Raw genomic sequence first — 19,691 nt, forward strand, 5'->3', positions numbered from 1 at the left:
ATGTCTGAAGAGAGAGTAATAAGAATAAACAAGGTTTTAAGGGAATTAAATATTTCGTTAGAAAGAGCTGTTGATTATCTAAAAGATAAGGGAATTGCTATTGATGCAAATCCAAATGCGAAAATTTCTGATAGCGAATTTAATATCCTACAAAGCCAATTTGCGGGCGATAAGGGGAACAAAGAAGCTTCTAAAGAAGTTGGTGAAGAGAAAAGAAAAGAAAAAGAAGCTTTGCGTGTAGAACGTGAAAAAGAAATTGAAGACAAACGCAGACAAGACGAAGAGCGCCAAAAGCAACAAGAGATTATAAAAGCGAGAGCTGTTGTAACCGGACCTGTTCAAGTTGGTAAAATTGATTTAAATCCAAAGAAACCTACTGTTGTTTCTCCTCCGGCTGAAGAACCAGCTAAGGTAGAAGAACCAAAAGTTGTTGTTGCTCCAGCTCAACCAGAAAAACCTGTTCAAAAAGAAGTTGTACAGCCTGAGCCAGTGGCTCCTGTAGTTTCTGAAGAGAAAAAGGTAGAAAAACCTATTATTACAGAGAAAAAAGAAGTTAAAGTAGAAACTCCAAAAGTTGCTCAGGAACCGGTTATTTCAACTGATCCTACAACTGCAGAAGAAACGATTACTACACAATATCAAAAATTATCTGGAACTACTCTTACAGGGCAAACAATTGACTTGTCTCAATTTAATAAGCCTAAGAAAAAGAAAGAAGATCCAAAGATAACTCCTAATAAACCAGGAGCTCCGGGAGCCGGAAATAACGCGAATAAAAATAAGCGTAAAAGAATTGCTCCTAAACCGGGAACTCCGGGTGCGCCAAAACCTGCTACAGGTAATGCACCGGGAACTCCAAACCCTAATAAAATTACACCAAATACTGGTGGTGGAGGTTTTAATGCTAACAGAAGCGCTAGGCCAGGTTTCGTAAAAGGAAACCGTCCTGCAATTGTTGCTAAAGTTGAGCCTACTGAAGAGGAAGTAAAAAACCAAATTAGAGAGACTCTTGAAAAACTTCAGGGTAAAGGTGGAAAATCAAAAGCTGCTAAATACAGAAGAGATAAAAGAGATACGCACCGTCAGAAATCTGATGAAGAGCAAAGAGCACTTGACGAAGGAAGTAAAACTATTAAAGTTACTGAGTTTGTTACTGTAGGTGAAATTGCAATCATGATGGATGTGCCGATTACTAAAGTAATTGGAACTTGTATGTCTCTTGGTATCATGGTAACCATGAACCAACGTTTAGATGCTGAAACATTAACTATTGTAGCTGACGAGTTTGGTTACGAAGTTGAGTTTATCACAGTTGATATCGAAGATGCTATTGAAGTAGTCGAAGATAAAGAAGAAGATTTAGTAGTTAGAGCACCGATTGTTACTGTAATGGGTCACGTCGATCACGGTAAAACATCTTTACTGGATTATATCCGTAAAGAAAATGTTATCGCTGGTGAGTCTGGAGGTATTACGCAACACATTGGAGCTTACGGAGTAACTTTAGATAATGGTCAGAAAATTGCATTCTTAGATACACCAGGTCACGAGGCGTTTACCGCGATGCGTGCACGTGGAGCTCAGGTTACCGATATCGCTATTATCGTTGTTGCGGCGGATGATGACATCATGCCACAAACAAAAGAAGCAATTTCTCACGCACAAGCTGCGGGGGTACCAATTATATTTGCAATCAATAAAATTGATAAACCAAATGCTAATGTTGAAAAAATTAAAGAGCGTTTGGCTAGTATGAATTTACTTGTTGAAGATTGGGGTGGAAAAATTCAGTCACATGATATTTCTGCAAAAGTTGGAACAGGAGTAAAAGAGTTATTAGAAAAAGTTTTATTAGAAGCTGAAATCTTAGACTTAAAAGCTAATCCAAATAAAGCGGCTCAGGGAACTGTAGTTGAGGCTTTCTTAGATAAAGGAAAAGGATATGTTTCTACAATTTTAGTTCAACAAGGAACATTGAAAATTGGAGATTATATGTTAGCGGGTAAACATCATGGTAAGATTAAAGCTATGCATGATGAAAGAGGGCATACTGTTCTTGAAGCAGGGCCGTCAACTCCGGTATCTGTATTAGGTTTAGATGGTGCTGCAACTGCAGGTGATAAATTCAATGTATTTGAAGATGAAAAAGAAGCAAAACAAATTGCCTCTAAACGTTCTCAATTAATGCGTGAGCAATCTGTACGTACACAACGTCATATTACACTTGATGAAATTGGTCGTCGTATTGCGCTTGGTCAGTTTAAAGAATTGAACGTGATCCTTAAAGGAGACGTGGATGGATCTGTTGAAGCATTATCAGATTCGTTCTCTAAACTTTCTACTGAAGAAGTTCAGATTAATATCATACATAAAGGTGTTGGAGCAATTACTGAAACTGACGTTATGTTGGCTTCTGCTTCTGATGCAATCATTATCGGATTTAATGTTCGTCCTGCTGGAAATGCAAGACAGTTGGCTGATAAAGAAGAAATCGATATCCGTTATTACTCTATTATCTACGCTGCTATCGATGACTTGAAAGATGCGATGGAAGGAATGTTAGCTCCTGAGATGAAAGAAGAAGTTTTGGGAACTGCTGAAATCCGTGAGATCTTCAAAATTTCTAAAGTTGGTTCGATTGCAGGTTGTATGGTGATGGATGGTAAAATCATGAGATCTTCTAAAATTAGAGTTATCAGAGAAGGAGTAGTAGTGCATACAGGGGAACTTGTTGCATTGAAACGTTTCAAAGATGATGTTAAAGAAGTTTCTAAAGGTTATGATTGTGGTATTCAAATTAAAGGTTACAACGACATCGAAGAAAGAGATGTTATTGAAGCATACCATGAAGTTGCAATTAAAAAGAAATTGAAATAATATTCAATAATTATATTTTAAAGTCCCAATGAAAATTGGGACTTTTTTTGTGGTTAATTTTTGATGAAAGGGATTTTTAAGATTGATTTTATAATTAAATAAGAATATAAATAGTTTTAATTTTAATGTTATTTTTGATAAAAATTATTTGATATGAAACGATTATTATACGCTGTTGTTATTTTTATAAGTTTTTCTGCTTCGTCTTTTTCTCAGGAAACTGTAGCAAAAAAAGGTCCGCCGGCAGGTAATGCTGCCGTTGGTGATTATTATGGAGCTGATGTGTCTAAAACATCTGAAGCTAAAGCAATTTCGGTTGAAGCATTAGAAGGGAAGCTAAAACAGAACAAAAAAGCGGAGAATGTTATTGTAAAAGGAGAGGTAACGGATGTGTGTCCTAAAAAAGGATGCTGGGTAACTCTTAAAACAGATGATGGTTCTTCATTTTTTGTAAAAATGAAAGATTACGGATTTTTTGTGCCTACTGCACTAAAGGGAAAAAATGTTGTTTTAGAAGGTGTTGCCGAAAAAGAAATAACATCTGTAGAGGAGCTTAAACATTATGCTAAAGATGCTAAAAAACCACAATCAGAGATTGATGCTATTACTTTGCCAAAAGAAGAAATAAGGTTTCTGGCGAAAGGTATAAAGGTAGTAAACTAGCTTTTTTAGGTTAGTATAGCAATTTTATAATTGTATTGTAAAGCTTCAATGTTCAATTGGAGCTTTTTTTTGTTTGTAAGGTTTTGTTTTAAGTGTATAATGAATTCCTTTTGCTGTTAGTGAATTGGCTTGGCAATTACATAAAGTAATATGATTTAATTTAATGTTATTGTTAGGGTTTTGGTATAAGGCGAGTGTTTGTTGAAGTAAATAAAGATGTATGCGCCTTGTTTGAAAATCGGGTTATTATCGAATAGGTGGGTTGTTTGTCTCTGTTAAAACGAGGGTTTTTTATATGTTTTAGATTTTGTCCATAAAAAAAGCGAGATATAATCTCGCTTTTGTGTGTTTAATGGATGTTTTTATTTGCTTGGCTTTATTAAAAAGACGCTTTTGTATCTCTTTTTTATCTCGGCAAGATTGCGTTCGGCTTCTATTCGGGTTTTAAAATTACCTACCATGACCTTGTAGTTTGGTGTATTGAAAATTATTGTTCCGTCTATGGTGTTAAATTCTCTTTTAAAATCCGATAACGTTTTCTTTGCTTCTTCGCTTTTGCCGCTAAATATTTGAATTTTGTAAGTATCGTTTGTATTTATTGACGTGTTAATTTTTCGTTTTTCACTCAATAATTGGTCAAATTTGGGATCTTGATTTACTATTAAATTTTGGTCTTGAGCATTAATATTATATGCTAATGTGAACATTGTTAGTGTTAAGAAAACTCTTTTTGAAGGGGTTAAAATTCTCATAATGTGATGGTTTTTACGCGAAATTACTATTTAAAGTTTGTATATAAAATTTTAATATTATTTAGAATTGATATAAATTGATATTTAAGAGTATTTTAAGGTTTTGAGAATAGTTCATAAGTCGTATTTTTGTGCAAGTTTTAAAAGAAGGTATTAGTTTTTCGTTGATTTATTACAGAAAAAATCATACCAAAAATTAGTAGATAATTATTATACTATATGAAAAAGGTGGGTAACCATAATTCGATCTCAAGAAAATTACTACTTAGCTTATCGCTAACGTTAATTTTCTCCCTAACTTCATTTGCTCAAGAAGCTGCTGCTCCGGCGGCGCCTGAAGCTGCTGCTCCGGCTGCTGCTGCAGGTGGTGATCCAGTAAAAGGGAAAGAACTTTTTAATGCAAATTGCGCTGCATGTCACAAATTAGATGCTAAGTCAACAGGTCCGGCCCTAAGAGGGGTTGCTGCCAAACATGAGATGGCATGGATTTACAAGTGGGTGCATAACAGCTCCGAAATGATTAAATCAGGAGATCCTGTTGCAGTTAAATTATTTGAAGAGCACAACAAGTCAGTAATGACTTCTTTTCCTCAATTATCAACAGGTGATATTGATAACATTATTGCTTATACTTCTGAAGTAAAAGCTGAGCCTGCTGCCGGTGCTCCTGGCGCAGCTACTCCTCCTGGAACTAACGTTGAAGGTGGGGGAATTTCAAATAACATTATTTTAGGAGCTCTTGCTCTTGTAATGGCTATCTTGGTAGTTATGTTGTTCATGGTGAACAAAGTATTAACGAAAGTAGCAAGTAATAATGGTATTGAAGTTGCTCCTAAAGAAGCTAGAACTCCAATCTGGAAAGCTTTTGCTAAAAACCAATTCCTGGTTTTAGTTACTTCTATATTCTTGCTTTTGGCAAGTGGTTATTTTGTGTATGCATACTTAATGCAGGTAGGTGTTGATCAAAATTATGAGCCAATTCAGCCAATTCACTATTCTCATAAAATTCACGCTGGTGATAACGAAATCAATTGTAAATATTGTCACTCTGCTGCTCGTGTGAGTAAAACAGCTGGTATTCCATCTTTGAATGTTTGTATGAACTGTCATAAAAATATTTCTGAAGTTGCTGAAACTACTGCTACTCCTGAGTACAGCAAAGCATTTTACGATGCTCAAATCCAAAAATTATACGATGCTGTTGGCTGGGATAAAGCTAAACAGGAGTATACTGGAAAAACGCAGCCTGTAAAATGGGTTCGTATTCATAATCTTCCTGATTTTGTTTACTTCAACCACTCTCAACACGTTAATGTTGCAGGAGTTGAATGTCAAACTTGTCACGGTCCAGTGCAGGAATTTGAGATCATGAAGCAATATTCTAAATTAACAATGGGATGGTGTATTGATTGCCATAGAAAAACTGATGTTAAGATGGAAGGTAATGCTTACTATGATAAAATTCATGCTGAACTTTCTAAAAAATACGGTGTAGAAAAATTGACTGCAGCGCAAATGGGAGGTTTAGAATGCGGTAAATGCCACTATTAATCGAATTATTAAGATTTTAATATTTATATACAATGTCATCAAACAAAAAATACTGGAAAAGTGTTGAAGAACTAGAGAATAGTTCTATTGTTGAGGCGCTTAGAAATAACGAATTTGTTGAAGAAATTCCTACTGAAGAATTCTTAGGAAATGCAGATGCTTTAGCTTCATCTGGAACTTCACGTCGTGACTTTTTAAAGTACGTAGGATTTAGTACTGCAGCGGTTACGCTTGCTGCCTGCGAAGGTCCTGTTCACAAGTCTATACCATATGTTTTACAACCAGAACAAATCATTCCTGGTGTTGCAGATTATTATGCAACTACTGTTTTTGATGGTTTTGATTTTGCTAACTTATTAGTAAAAACTCGTGAGGGTCGTCCAATTAAAATTGATAACAATACTATTTCTGGATCTAAGTTTTCAGCTAATGCTAGAATTCATGCATCTATCTTATCATTATATGATAGCATGCGTTTGAAAGAGCCTAAGCTGGACGGAAAAAATGGTAGCTGGTCTGCTGTTGATTTGAGAATAAAATCAAGTCTTGCTGAAGCAAAAGCAAAAGGCGGACAAGTGGTATTGTTGACAAATACTTTGGCGAGTCCATCTACTGAAAAATTAATAGCTGAATTCATTGCTAAAAATCCTAATGCAAAACATGTTGTTTATGATGCAGTTTCTTCATCAGAAGCATTAGATGCATTCGAAACAGTTTACGGAGAAAGAGCGCTTGTTGATTATGATTTTTCAAAAGCTTCTTTAATTGTTTCTGTTGGTGCTGATTTCTTAGGAGACTGGCAAGGTGGTGGATATGATTCAGGATATGCTCAGGGTAGAATTCCTTCCGGGCCTACCGGATCTAAGAAAATGTCTCGTCACTTTCAGTTAGAATCAAACATGACATTGTCTGGAGCTGCTGCTGATAAGCGTATTCCTATGAGTAGTGCTGATCAAAAACAAGCTTTAGTTCAAATTTATAATATAATTACAGGATCTTCTGTAGCTAATTCTTTAGATGCTAAGTTTAAACCAGAAGTAGTTAAAGCTGCTCAACAGTTAAAACTTGCTGGTGCTAAAGGAGTATTAGTTTCAGGTCTTGAAGATAAAAATGCTCAATTATTAGTTTTAGCGATCAATCAGGTATTGGCGAGTGAAGCTTTTAATACTGCAGGTACAAGACAAATTAGAAAAGGATCTAATGCGGTTGTGTCTCAATTGGTAAAAGATATGAATGCTGGAAGTGTTCATACTTTAATCATGAGCGGAATTAATCCGGTTTATACTTTAGCTGATTCAGATTCTTTTGTATCTGGATTGAAAAAAGTAAAAACGTCAGTTGCGTTTTCTTTAAAAGAAGATGAAACTGCATCGATAACTACAATTGCTGCTCCGGCTCCTCATTATTTAGAGGCTTGGGGAGATGTTGTAATTACAAAAGGAACTTATAGTCTGACTCAGCCAACTATTCGTCCTATCTTTAATACAAAACAATTTCAAGACGTTTTATTGTCATTAAACGGAACTCCTGGAAACTTCTATGATTATATTAAAGCTAATTCAGCTTCAATTATCGCAGGTTCTTCTTGGAACAAAGTTTTACATGATGGTGTTTTTGTTATTGGTTCATCTGCGTTATCTGCAGGATCTGTTGATTATAGTGCTGCTGCAAATGCTGTTGCTAAATCTAAATCTAGTGGAGAGTTTGAATTAGTATTATATACTAAAACAGGTATGGGTGACGGTCAACAAGCAAACAATCCTTGGTTGCAAGAGTTTCCTGATCCAATCACAAGAGTTTCTTGGGATAACTATGTTACAGTTTCGAATGCTGATGCTAAAAAATATAACTTATCAAATGAAATTGTTGCAAACGGAGGTTTAAACGGAAGTTATGCTACAATTACTACTGCTGATGGTTTAAAATTAGAAAACGTGCCAGTAATTGTTCAGCCAGGACAAGCTGTTGGTACAGTTGGTTTAGCATTAGGTTACGGTCGTAAGGCTGCTTTAAAAGAAGAAATGGTAGTAGGTTTAAACGCTTACTCATTATATAAAAACTTCAATAGTGTTCAATCTGTTACTATTGCGAAAGCAAATGGTGTTCACGAGTTTGCTTGTGTTCAGGGACAGAAAACATTAATGGGTAGAGGAGATATCATTAAAGAAACTACTCTTAAAATTTTTAATACTGAAGATGCTGAACATTGGAACGAACAACCAATGGTATCTTTAGATCACGAAGAAGTAAAAGCTACAACTGTCGATTTATGGGAATCATTTGATCGTACTACGGGACATCACTTTAACCTTTCTATTGACTTAAACGCTTGTACAGGTTGTGGGGCATGTGTTATTGCTTGTCACGCTGAAAACAACGTTCCTGTTGTAGGTAAAGCAGAGGTAAGAAGAAGTCGTGATATGCACTGGTTGCGTATTGACAGATACTACTCTTCTGAAAGTACTTTTGAAGGAGATAACGAAAGAAAAGATAATATAGCTGGTTTATCTAGTTCATTGTCTACATTTAACGAAATGGAAAAACCTGGAGATAATCCACAAGTTTCTTTCCAACCAGTAATGTGTCAACACTGTAATCACGCACCATGTGAGACAGTTTGTCCTGTTGCTGCTACATCTCACGGTCGTGAAGGTCAAAACCACATGGCATACAACAGATGTGTTGGTACTCGTTATTGTGCAAACAACTGTCCGTATAAAGTACGTCGTTTTAACTGGTTCTTGTACAACAAAAACAGTGAATTCGATTACCACATGAATGATGATTTAGGTCGTATGGTATTAAACCCAGACGTAAACGTTCGTTCTCGTGGAGTTATGGAAAAATGTTCTATGTGTATTCAAATGACACAGGCGACTAAATTGAAAGCAAAAAATGAAGGTCGTCCGGTTGCTGATGGAGAATTCCAAACAGCTTGTTCAAATGCTTGTTCTTCTGGAGCAATGATATTTGGTGATGTTAATGATGCTGAAAGTAAAGTTGCTAAATTAGCGGCTGATGATAGATCATACCACTTATTAGAGCATGTTGGAACAAAACCTAACGTGGTTTACCATGTTAAAGTTAGAAATACTTAGAATAAATTATTAATTAAGAAACATATAAAGGATTATGTCGTCTCACTACGAAGCACCCATTAGAAAACCTTTAGTTATAGGTGATAAATCTTATCACGATGTAACTGTAGATGTAGCTGCCCCTGTTGAAGGGCCAGCAAACAAACATTGGTGGATTGTATTTTCAATCGCATTAATAGCCTTCCTTTGGGGGTTAGGTTGTATTATTTACACCGTATCTACCGGTATTGGAACATGGGGATTAAATAAAACAGTTGGTTGGGCCTGGGATATCACGAACTTCGTTTGGTGGGTTGGTATTGGTCACGCCGGAACATTAATTTCTGCGGTATTATTACTTTTCCGTCAACGTTGGAGAATGGCGATTAACCGTTCTGCAGAAGCTATGACTATCTTCTCGGTAGTTCAGGCAGGTTTATTCCCAATTATTCACATGGGTCGTCCATGGTTAGCATACTGGGTTTTACCTATTCCAAATCAATTTGGATCATTATGGGTAAACTTTAACTCACCGCTACTTTGGGACGTATTCGCAATTTCTACGTATCTTTCAGTATCATTAGTTTTCTGGTGGACTGGTTTATTACCTGACTTTGCAATGCTACGTGATAGAGCAATAACACCTTTTAATAAAAGAGTATATTCTATCCTAAGTTTTGGATGGAGTGGTAGAGCAAAAGACTGGCAACGTTTTGAAGAAGTATCTTTAGTATTAGCTGGTTTAGCTACTCCTCTTGTACTTTCTGTACACACGATTGTATCTATGGACTTTGCTACTTCTGTAATTCCAGGATGGCATACAACAATCTTCCCTCCGTACTTCGTTGCCGGAGCGGTATTCTCAGGATTTGCAATGGTAAACACCTTGTTGATCGTTATGAGAAAAGTTTCTAACCTTGAAGCGTATATTACATTACAACATATCGAGTTAATGAACATTGTAATCATGATTACAGGTTCTATCGTAGGGGTAGCGTATATCACTGAGTTATTCGTAGCTTGGTATTCAGGTGTAGAATATGAGCAATATGCGTTCTTGAACAGAGCTACCGGACCTTACTGGTGGGCATATTGGTCGATGATGACTTGTAACGTTTTCTCTCCACAATTTATGTGGTTCAAGAAATTAAGAACAAGTATCATGTTTTCATTTATTATTTCGATCGTTGTAAACATCGGAATGTGGTTTGAAAGATTCGTAATTATTGTTACTTCTTTACATAGAGATTACCTTCCATCTTCTTGGACAATGTTTTCACCAACATTTGTTGATATTGGAATTTTCATCGGAACGATAGGTTTCTTCTTCGTATTGTTTTTATTATACTCTAGAACATTCCCTGTAATTGCTCAGGCAGAGGTAAAAACAATTTTGAAAGGAACAGGAGATAATTACATTAGAGAAAGAGCAAATAAAGATTCACATCATGAGTAATAAAGTAATATACGCCATTTATAATGACGATGATATTTTGATGGATGCAGTAAAGAAAACCAGAGCTGCTCATCATCATATTGAAGAGGTTTTTACTCCATTCCCAGTTCACGGATTGGATAAAGCTATGGGTTTAGCACCAACAAGATTAGCAATTTGTGCATTTTTATATGGATGTGTTGGTATTTCTGTTGCTACAACCATGATGAGTTATATCATGATTCATGATTGGCCACAAGATATTGGTGGAAAACCAAGTTTTAGTTTCATTCAGAATATGCCATCATTTGTGCCAATTATGTTTGAGATGACAGTATTTTTTGCTGCCCACTTAATGGTTATTACTTTTTATATGAGAAGTAGATTATGGCCATTCAAAGAAGCTGAAAATCCTGATGTAAGAACAACAGATGACCATTTTTTAATGGAAGTTGCCGTAAATGATAACGAAGCAGAACTAGTTTCTTTCTTTGAAGGTACAGGTGCTGTTGAAGTTAAAGTAATTGAAAAGAATTAATTGTAGCTATGAAAAGGATATATAAAATAACACTTTTAGTTGGTATAACTATTTTAGTTTCATCATGCCACAATACTTCGGCACCAAACTATCAGTATTTCCCTAATATGTATGAGTCTTTGGCATATGAGCCATATTCAGAGGCAAAAATATTTAAAGGAGGAAAAGAAGGACAACTTCCTGCAGAAGGAAGTATCAATAGAGGTTTTGAGCCTTATGAATATGAAAATTCAACTGCTGGTTATGAATTGGCTAAAGCTAATTTAAAATCGCCTTTGGATTCTATCGAAAGAAATTCCGGTAAAGGAAAAGAACTTTTCGAAATTTACTGTATCAGTTGTCATGGTGCAACTGGAAACGGTAAAGGTAAATTGGTTGAAAGAGAAAAATTTCTTGGAGTACCTAGCTATAAAGACAGAGAAATCACTGAAGGAAGTATCTTTCACGTTGAAACTTATGGTTTAAATGCAATGGGTTCACATGCAAATCAATTAAGTGCCCACGAACGTTGGTTAGTTGCTGACTATGTTCTAAAACTAAAAAGCCAATTATAATTGTTGAACAAACTGATCGTAATAGATATGTATACATTTTCAAGTAAATTAAAAACTTTTTCTATCATCCTAATGGCACTTGGTGTATTAGGAATTGGATATGGTTTTTTAACTGCTCCTAAAGATATTCAAGAAGTTGAAAAAATTCTAGCTGCAGATGCACATGGTTCTCATGGTGCTGCGCATGAAGCAACAGCAGAAACTTCTCATCAAGAAGCTGGACACCACGAAGCTGCTGAAGCTTCGCATGAATCGCACAAAGGTGGCGAGCATGAAACAGTAAATGCTGCTGATGAACACAAAGAACATTTAACGCATGTATTGCACCAATTGCAAAATAAGCCTTGGTCAGCTTTATACGTTGCTTGTATTTTTTTCTTACTACTTTCTATGGGAACTTTAGCATTTTATGCTATTCAACAAGTTGCTCAGGCAGGTTGGTCTCCGGTTTTGTTTAGAGTTATGCAAGGGATCACAGCTTATTTACCTGTAGGTTCAATAATTTTCTTCATTATCTTAATTCTTTGCGGATTACACTTTAATCACTTATTTGTATGGTTAGGTGAAGGGGTTACTGATCCTAATAGTCCAAACTATGATAAAATTATCGCTGGAAAAGCAGGTTACTTAAACTTTCCTTTCTGGATTATCAGAGCAGCTATATTTTTAATTGGATGGAATTTATATAATTTTTATGCAAGAAAAAATTGTTTAGCTCAGGATGAAGCAAATGATGATCTGTACTACAAAAAGAATTTCAAATTAACTGCTGGTTTCTTAGTATTCTTTATCGTATCTGAGTCTATTATGTCTTGGGATTGGATTATGTCAATCGATCCACACTGGTTCAGTACTTTATTTGGATGGTATGTTTTCGCATCTTTCTTCGTATGTGGTATTACTGCAATTGCATTAGTAACTGTTTACTTAAAATCTAAAGGATATTTAGAGTATGTAAATACAAGTCACATTCACGATTTAGCTAAATTTATGTTTGGTATTAGTGTTTTCTGGACTTATTTATGGTTCTCTCAATTCATGTTAATCTGGTATGCTAATATTCCTGAAGAGGTAACATACTTCGTAACAAGAATTCAATTATACAACTTACCATTCTTTGGTGCTGTAGTTATGAACTTCGTGTTCCCATTATTAATATTAATCAACACAGACTTTAAACGTCTTAGCTGGGTAATTGTAATGGCTGGTGTTGTTATCTTACTAGGTCACTACGTAGATTTCTTTAATATGATTATGCCTGGTACAGTTGGAGATAAATGGTTTATTGGAGTTTCTGAAATTGCATCTATACTTTTCTTCTTAGGTTTGTTTATTTTTGTAGTGTTCACTGCATTAACTAAAGCTCCTTTGTTAGCAAAAAGAAATCCTTTCATTGAAGAAAGTAAACATTTTCATTATTAATATTTAAAGAAGTAAACAGATGACAAGTTTGTTGGTAATTATAGTTTTAGTTTTATTAGCAGTTGCATTATGGCAATTGACCAAGATATTTGATCTTACTCAAGTGGGATCTTCTTCGGACGATTCTCAAGTTGCATCAGATAATGATAATAATGTTCAGGGATATGTTATGTTTGGCTTTTTAGCTTTCATATATATATTTACGATCTACGGTTTACTTAAATGGGGTAATTTAGCACTTCATACTCCTGCTTCAGAGCACGGACTTTTGGTAGACAACTTAATGAATATTACTTGGGTTTTAATTTTTGTAGTTCAATTTATTACACAAGGTTTATTGTACTGGTTTTCTTTTAAAAACAGAGGACACAAAGATAAAAAAGCATTATTCTTTGCTGATAGTAATAAATTAGAGGCAATTTGGAGTATTATCCCGTCTGTAGTTTTAGCTTGTTTAATTCTTTACGGATTGTATGCTTGGAACAACATTATGTTTGTTGATAAAGATGAAGACGTAATTGAAATCGAATTATACGCACAACAGTTCAAATGGACTGCGAGATATGCTGGTAATGATAATGTTTTAGGAAAAGCTAACGTTCGTTTGATTGAAGGTATTAATACTTTAGGTGTTGATATGTCTGATAAAAACTCAGCTGATGATATTGTAGTTTCTGAATTGCATATTCCAAAAGGTAAAAAAGTACATTTCAAAATGCGTTCTCAAGACGTATTACACTCAGCTTACATGCCTCACTTTAGAGCGCAAATGAACTGTGTTCCCGGAATGGTTACTGAATTTGCTTTTATTCCTACTTATACAACTGCAGAATACAGAGAGTTACCATTTATGGTAGAGAAAGTAGCAAATATCAACAAACTTAGAGCTGAAAAAAGCGTTGAGTTAGTTGCAAAAGGAGGTACAGCTTTAGATCCTTATACATTTGATTATTTATTATTATGTAATAAAATTTGTGGAGCTTCTCACTACAACATGCAAATGAAAGTGGTTGTTGATACTCCGGAAGATTATAAAAAATGGTTAAGCGAAAAAACTACTTTAGCTCAGGATATTAAAGCGGCAGCAGCTGCTAAAGCACCAGCTGAAGGAGCAAAAGCGACTACAGATAGTACAGCTAAAGATACTGTAAAAGCGGTAATTGATACTGTTAAAGCAGCTATAGCTAAAGTTGCTATGAAATAATATTTATTAAGAAAATTTAAAGTACACATATATGTCAGCAGAAGCGCACGGTCACGATCACGGACACGATCACGAGCACGAACATCATCATAAAGAAACGTTCATTACTAAATATATCTTTAGTATTGATCATAAAATGATTGCTAAGCAATACTTAATTACCGGTATTATTATGGGTATAATTGGTATTGCAATGTCCTTGCTTTTTAGAATGCAATTAGCATGGCCAGAAGAGTCTTTTAAAATCTTTAATGTTTTATTAGGAGATAAATTTGCACCTGATGGTGTAATGGCAAATGATATTTATTTGGCTTTAGTAACAATTCACGGTACCATCATGGTATTCTTTGTACTAACGGCTGGTTTAAGTGGTACTTTTAGTAACTTACTTATTCCACTTCAAATTGGAGCAAGAGATATGGCTTCTGGATTCATGAATATGATTTCATACTGGTTGTTCTTCTTATCTGCTGTAATCATGTTATCTTCTTTATTTGTTGAAGCTGGACCAGCTTCTGCAGGTTGGACAATTTACCCTCCATTAAGTGCTTTACCACAAGCGATCCCTGGATCTGGAACTGGTATGACTTTATGGTTAGTTTCGATGGCTATCTTTATTGCATCTTCATTAATGGGATCATTAAACTACATTGTAACTGTTATCAACTTAAGAACAAAAGGAATGTCTATGACTAGGCTTCCGCTTACAATCTGGACATTTTTCGTAACAGCTATCATTGGTGTTATTTCGTTCCCGGTATTATTATCAGCTGCTTTATTATTGATTTTTGATAGAAGTTTTGGTACTTCATTCTTCTTATCTGATATCTATATTGCAGGAGAGGTTTTACATTACCAAGGAGGTTCTCCGGTATTGTTTGAACACTTATTCTGGTTCTTAGGACACCCTGAGGTATATATCGTAATCTTACCAGCAATGGGTCTTGTTTCTGAAATTATGGCTACGAACTCTCGTAAACCAATTTTTGGATACAGAGCAATGATCATGTCAGTTCTTGCAATTGCATTTTTATCTACAATTGTTTGGGGTCACCACATGTTTATTTCAGGTATGAATCCTTTCTTAGGATCTGTATTTACCTTTACTACTTTATTGATTGCAATTCCTTCTGCTGTAAAAGCGTTCAACTGGATTACAACTTTATGGAAAGGTAACCTACAATTTAACCCTGCAATGTTATTCTCTATCGGAATGGTTTCTACTTTCATCACTGGAGGTTTAACAGGAATCATTTTAGGAGATAGTACTTTAGATATTAACGTTCACGATACATACTTCGTAATTGCTCACTTTCACTTAGTAATGGGTATCTCTGCACTTTACGGAATGTTTGCTGGTATTTACCACTGGTTCCCTAAAATGTACGGAAGAATGTTAAACAAAAACTTAGGTTATATTCACTTTTGGGTAACAGCAGTTTGTGCTTATGGAGTTTTCTTCCCAATGCACTTTATTGGATTAGCTGGTTTACCAAGACGTTATTATACAAATACAAACTTCCCATTATTTGATGATTTACAAAATGTGAATGTTTTAATTACAACATTTGCTCTTGTAGGGGGGGCGTTCCAATTAGTATTCTTGTATAACTTCTTTAGTAGTATTTTCTACGGTAAGAAAGCAGTACAAAATCCATGGAAATCGACAACATTAGAGTGGACAACTCCAGTAGAACATATCCACGGTAACTGGCCAGGAGAAATTCCTCATGTATACCGTTGGCCATATGACTACAGTAACCCAAATCACGATGTAGATTTTGTTCCTCAAAATGTACCGATGAAAGAAGGTGAAGAAGTTTTACACCACTAAAAATATTTAAAAAAGACCATCTGAAAAGATGGTCTTTTTTGTTTATGGTATATTGAGAGTAAATCCCAATTTTTAAATCTCAAATTCTAGCTTATTAAAGTTTGAAATTAGATTGTGATTAAAAGTTTCTTATTTGATTATTAAAAAAAAAGGGACATTATTTTTATTGGAATTTGGAATTTTTAAAATTGGAATTTTGGTTTCCTTGTTATTTAAAATTTATCTATTTTACAAACTGATTACTTTGTCTATCTTTGTAAAATGAATGAAAACCTAGATCCCACAACAAATGGGTACAATCCAGAAGAATTAGATCTTGAAAAAAGATTGCGTCCGCTGTCATTTGATGATTTTGCCGGACAAGATCAAGTTTTAGAGAATTTAAAAGTTTTTGTTGCTGCAGCCAATCAACGTGGCGAAGCACTTGATCATACACTTTTTCACGGACCTCCCGGATTAGGTAAAACTACTTTGGCTAATATTTTGGCCAATGAACTTGAAGTGGGTATCAAAATTACTTCAGGACCTGTTTTAGACAAACCTGGAGATTTAGCGGGTCTTTTGACTAATCTCGATGAAAGAGATGTTTTATTCATTGACGAAATTCATCGTTTAAGCCCAATTGTTGAAGAGTATCTATACTCGGCAATGGAGGATTTTAAAATTGATATTATGATCGAATCTGGACCAAATGCCAGAACGGTTCAAATTAACTTAAATCCTTTTACTTTAATAGGGGCTACAACGCGTTCAGGATTATTGACGGCGCCAATGCGTGCTCGTTTCGGAATTTCATCGCGATTGCAATATTATACTACGGAACTTTTAACGACTATTGTAGAAAGAAGTTCGTCAATTCTTAAAATGCCAATTTCATTAGATGCTGCTATCGAAATAGCCGGTAGAAGCCGTGGAACTCCTCGTATAGCAAATGCATTATTACGTAGAGTGCGAGATTTTGCACAAATAAAAGGAAACGGAACCATCGATCTTGAAATTGCACGTTATGCATTAAGAGCACTTAATGTAGATGCGCATGGACTGGATGAGATGGATAATAAAATCTTGTTGACTATCATCAATAAATTTAAAGGCGGACCTGTTGGACTTTCAACTTTGGCAACTGCAGTTTCTGAAAGCAGTGAAACGATCGAAGAAGTTTATGAACCATTTTTAATTCAGGAAGGTTTTATTATGCGTACGCCACGCGGACGTGAGGTAACGGATAAAGCATACAAGCACTTAGGAAAACTAAATACGAATATTCAGGGCGGATTGTTTTAATTGTAATCAAAATGTCTGAAAATAGAAAATATAATTACCCGAACAGGCTTTCAATAGTGAGATTCTTTCTGGATGCAGAAGAAGTGCGTAGAAACCCGATTCCTTTTCATAAAAGATATTTTGAGCAATTTGGAGACTCTTTTTCTCTCAAAATTGGAGTTTCTAAACATATAATCTTATCAAGAGATAATGAAATAGCCCAGTATATTTTACAAAAGAATCAAAAGAATTATCATAAATCTAAATTTCAATCCGTATACCTTTCTAAGTATTTAGGAAAGGGTCTTTTGACTGTTGATGGTGACTTTTGGTTAAAACAAAGAAGATTAATTCAACCTGCATTTCATAAACAAAAAATGAATCAGTTGGTCGAAAATATGAATTTGACTATTACTTCAGAATTAGATAATTTAGTAGAGGGAGAATCTATTGATGTTTTTCCTGTAATGAGCCAGCTAGCGTTTAATGTCGTGGCGAAGTCATTGTTTCAACTTTCAATCTCTGACGAAAAACTAAACCGAATTAAATTTATTATTGAAGAAGTTCAGAATTTTTTAATCAAAGAAATTAGACTTCCACATAAAGCATGGTGGTTTTCTTTAAGCGGACAAGTAAAAAAACATTTGGAACTTGCTGAAGAAAACAATAGCATTATTCAGGAAATTATTGAACAAAGAATGACTTCGAAAGAAGAAATTAATGACTTGCTCAATATGCTTTTGGAAACCCGATATGAAGATACGGGAGAAGGTATGTCGGTTAAGCAATTAGTAGATGAAATCAAAGTGCTCTTTATCGCAGGACATGAAACTACGGCAAATGCTTTGACTTTTACTTTACATCTTTTAGGAAGAAATCCCGATGTACAACAAAAAGTTTTGGATGAGATTTTAGAGATAGAATCTCAAACTGAGAATATTGTGGAGCAGCTTCAAAAAATGACTTATACTAATGCAGTATTAAATGAATCTATGCGTTTGTATCCGCCAGCGTGGATTACAGACAGACAAAATGTTACAGATGATACTCTTGCTGGTTTTCATATAAAAAAGGAAACTCTTATTGGGGTTTCTTTCTACGAATTACATCGAAATCCTAAATATTGGGAAAATCCGGATGAATTTGTTCCGGAACGATTTCTTGGCGAGCAGAAAAAAATGTCTATGCAATATTTTTACCCGTTTGGTGCGGGACCAAGAATGTGCATAGGAGCAGGATTTGCTATTTATGAAATGTGTTTGACCATTGCTCAAATTGTAAAAAAATATGAGATTAAATCCAATACTGATACAGTTCAGTTTAATCCTTTAATTACATTAAAACCGGTTGATGTAGAAGTTTCATTTTCGAAAAGATGAGCATTAACGCAAAAGAAACATATTCAGAATTTATAAAATCAGAAGCAAAACGCCTCGGTTTTCTTTCTTGCGGTATATCTAAAGCTGGATTTCTGGAAGAGGAAGCGCCACGTCTTGAAAAATGGCTTAATAACAACCATCATGGCCAAATGGCGTATATGGAGAATTATTTTGACAAACGTTTAGATCCTACCTTGTTAGTAGATGATGCCAAAAGTGTGGTGTCACTTTTATTAAATTATTATCCCGAAGAAACCCAAAGTCAGGACAGTTTTAAAATTTCTAAATATGCTTATGGTCAGGATTATCATTTTGTAATTAAAGAGAAACTAAAAGAATTTCTACACTCGATTCAGGAAAATATAGGAGATGTTTCCGGTCGTGCTTTTGTTGATTCGGCACCTGTTTTAGATCGTGCATGGGCAGCAAAAAGCGGTTTGGGATGGATTGGTAAAAGCGGAAATCTGCTGACTCAAAAAGTAGGTTCTTTTTATTTTATTGCAGAGCTTATTCTCGATTTAGACCTGGAATATGATCATGCGACTACAGACCATTGTGGTTCTTGTACAGCCTGTATTGATGCTTGTCCTACTCAGGCAATTGTTGCGCCTCATGTTGTTGACGGAAGCAAATGTATTTCTTATTATACAATTGAACTCAAAGAAAATATTCCTTATGAAATGAAAGGAAAATTTGATGAATGGATGTTTGGTTGTGATACTTGCCAGGATGTTTGCCCCTGGAATCGGTTCTCGAAACCTCATTCAGAGCCCTTATTTAATCCAAATCCGGAACTACTTTCTTTTTCTAAAAAAGACTGGATTGAGATCACGGAAGAGACTTTTCGTGTGGTTTTTAAAAATTCCCCAATTAAAAGAACCAAGTTTGAAGGTTTAAAAAGAAATGTAAGATTTTTAGAGTAATTTAAAAGTGTAAGAATGCTTTTTTCTTTCTTTTAAACACTATTTTTTCATTTCTTTTTCTTTTTAATTTGTAAGATTTTTATGTTTTTATCTTGAATTTCTTTAAAAACCGATAATACGTCAAAAAATTAAGAAATTTCTCCTCTTTTATTATCGAATAGTTAAGTTTTCTGCGATTCAAGGTTAATTTTTGTCGACTAAAAGTGTAATTCAACGTTT

Annotated in this window: 14 protein-coding genes; 13 read left to right on the plus strand and 1 reads right to left on the minus strand. The window is 34.9% G+C overall.

The window, feature by feature from the left end; translation table 11 throughout:
* Positions 1 to 2,877, plus strand: a complete 2,877-nt coding sequence (gene infB / locus L0669_RS08465) for a translation initiation factor IF-2 (protein WP_263762747.1) — start codon at positions 1 to 3, stop codon at positions 2,875 to 2,877.
* 153 nt (positions 2,878 to 3,030) lie between these two features.
* Positions 3,031 to 3,540, plus strand: a complete 510-nt coding sequence (locus L0669_RS08470) for a DUF4920 domain-containing protein (protein WP_263762749.1) — start codon at positions 3,031 to 3,033, stop codon at positions 3,538 to 3,540.
* A 362-nt stretch (positions 3,541 to 3,902) separates the two neighbouring features.
* Here the strand turns inward: L0669_RS08470 and L0669_RS08475 are convergent, their stop codons facing one another.
* The gene (locus L0669_RS08475; RefSeq protein WP_173969179.1) at positions 3,903 to 4,292 is read right to left on the minus strand and encodes an SPOR domain-containing protein; all 390 of its coding nucleotides are present in this window, start codon (positions 4,290 to 4,292) and stop codon (positions 3,903 to 3,905) included.
* 219 nt (positions 4,293 to 4,511) lie between these two features.
* Between L0669_RS08475 and L0669_RS08480 the strand changes: the two genes are divergently transcribed.
* The 11 genes from L0669_RS08480 (at position 4,512) to queG (ending at position 19,472) form a co-directional block, all read left to right on the plus strand.
* Entirely contained in the window at positions 4,512 to 5,843 is a 1,332-nt protein-coding gene (locus L0669_RS08480) for a c-type cytochrome (RefSeq protein WP_263762751.1), read from the plus strand.
* A 32-nt stretch (positions 5,844 to 5,875) separates the two neighbouring features.
* Positions 5,876 to 8,941 (plus strand): TAT-variant-translocated molybdopterin oxidoreductase, encoded by a 3,066-nt coding sequence (locus L0669_RS08485; RefSeq protein ID WP_263762753.1) that lies wholly within the window; start codon positions 5,876 to 5,878, stop codon positions 8,939 to 8,941.
* A 34-nt stretch (positions 8,942 to 8,975) separates the two neighbouring features.
* Positions 8,976 to 10,376, plus strand: a complete 1,401-nt coding sequence (nrfD, locus tag L0669_RS08490) for an NrfD/PsrC family molybdoenzyme membrane anchor subunit (protein WP_089048078.1) — start codon at positions 8,976 to 8,978, stop codon at positions 10,374 to 10,376.
* The gene (locus L0669_RS08495) at positions 10,369 to 10,893 is read left to right on the plus strand and encodes a DUF3341 domain-containing protein (protein ID WP_127337706.1); all 525 of its coding nucleotides are present in this window, start codon (positions 10,369 to 10,371) and stop codon (positions 10,891 to 10,893) included. Before nrfD ends, L0669_RS08495 begins: the two co-directional genes overlap by 8 nt.
* Positions 10,894 to 10,901: 8 nt before the next feature.
* Positions 10,902 to 11,447 carry a c-type cytochrome gene (locus L0669_RS08500; RefSeq protein ID WP_065448004.1) on the plus strand — a complete coding sequence of 182 codons (546 nt, stop codon included), beginning with the start codon at positions 10,902 to 10,904 and terminating at the stop codon, positions 11,445 to 11,447.
* A 27-nt stretch (positions 11,448 to 11,474) separates the two neighbouring features.
* On the plus strand, positions 11,475 to 12,869 hold the full coding sequence (locus tag L0669_RS08505) for a quinol:cytochrome C oxidoreductase (RefSeq protein WP_263762755.1): 1,395 nt from the start codon (positions 11,475 to 11,477) through the stop codon (positions 12,867 to 12,869).
* A 19-nt stretch (positions 12,870 to 12,888) separates the two neighbouring features.
* On the plus strand, positions 12,889 to 14,073 hold the full coding sequence (locus tag L0669_RS08510) for a cytochrome c oxidase subunit II (RefSeq protein WP_173969175.1): 1,185 nt from the start codon (positions 12,889 to 12,891) through the stop codon (positions 14,071 to 14,073).
* Positions 14,074 to 14,104: 31 nt separating this feature from the next.
* A complete protein-coding gene (locus tag L0669_RS08515) occupies positions 14,105 to 15,907 on the plus strand; it encodes a cytochrome c oxidase subunit I (RefSeq protein ID WP_065448000.1) in 1,803 nt (600 codons plus the stop codon).
* 261 nt (positions 15,908 to 16,168) lie between these two features.
* Positions 16,169 to 17,191, plus strand: coding sequence for a Holliday junction branch migration DNA helicase RuvB (ruvB, locus tag L0669_RS08520; RefSeq protein ID WP_041516368.1), 1,023 nt, complete (start codon positions 16,169 to 16,171; stop codon positions 17,189 to 17,191).
* An 11-nt stretch (positions 17,192 to 17,202) separates the two neighbouring features.
* Complete coding sequence (locus L0669_RS08525) at positions 17,203 to 18,549, plus strand: cytochrome P450 (RefSeq protein WP_263762757.1); 1,347 nt, start codon at positions 17,203 to 17,205, stop codon at positions 18,547 to 18,549.
* Positions 18,546 to 19,472 carry a tRNA epoxyqueuosine(34) reductase QueG gene (gene queG / locus L0669_RS08530; protein ID WP_263762760.1) on the plus strand — a complete coding sequence of 309 codons (927 nt, stop codon included), beginning with the start codon at positions 18,546 to 18,548 and terminating at the stop codon, positions 19,470 to 19,472. Before L0669_RS08525 ends, queG begins: the two co-directional genes overlap by 4 nt.
* Positions 19,473 to 19,691: the final 219 nt, after the last annotated feature.

Source organism: Flavobacterium bizetiae (genome assembly GCF_024271895.1).
Taxonomy (GTDB): Bacteria; Bacteroidota; Bacteroidia; order Flavobacteriales; family Flavobacteriaceae; genus Flavobacterium; species Flavobacterium bizetiae.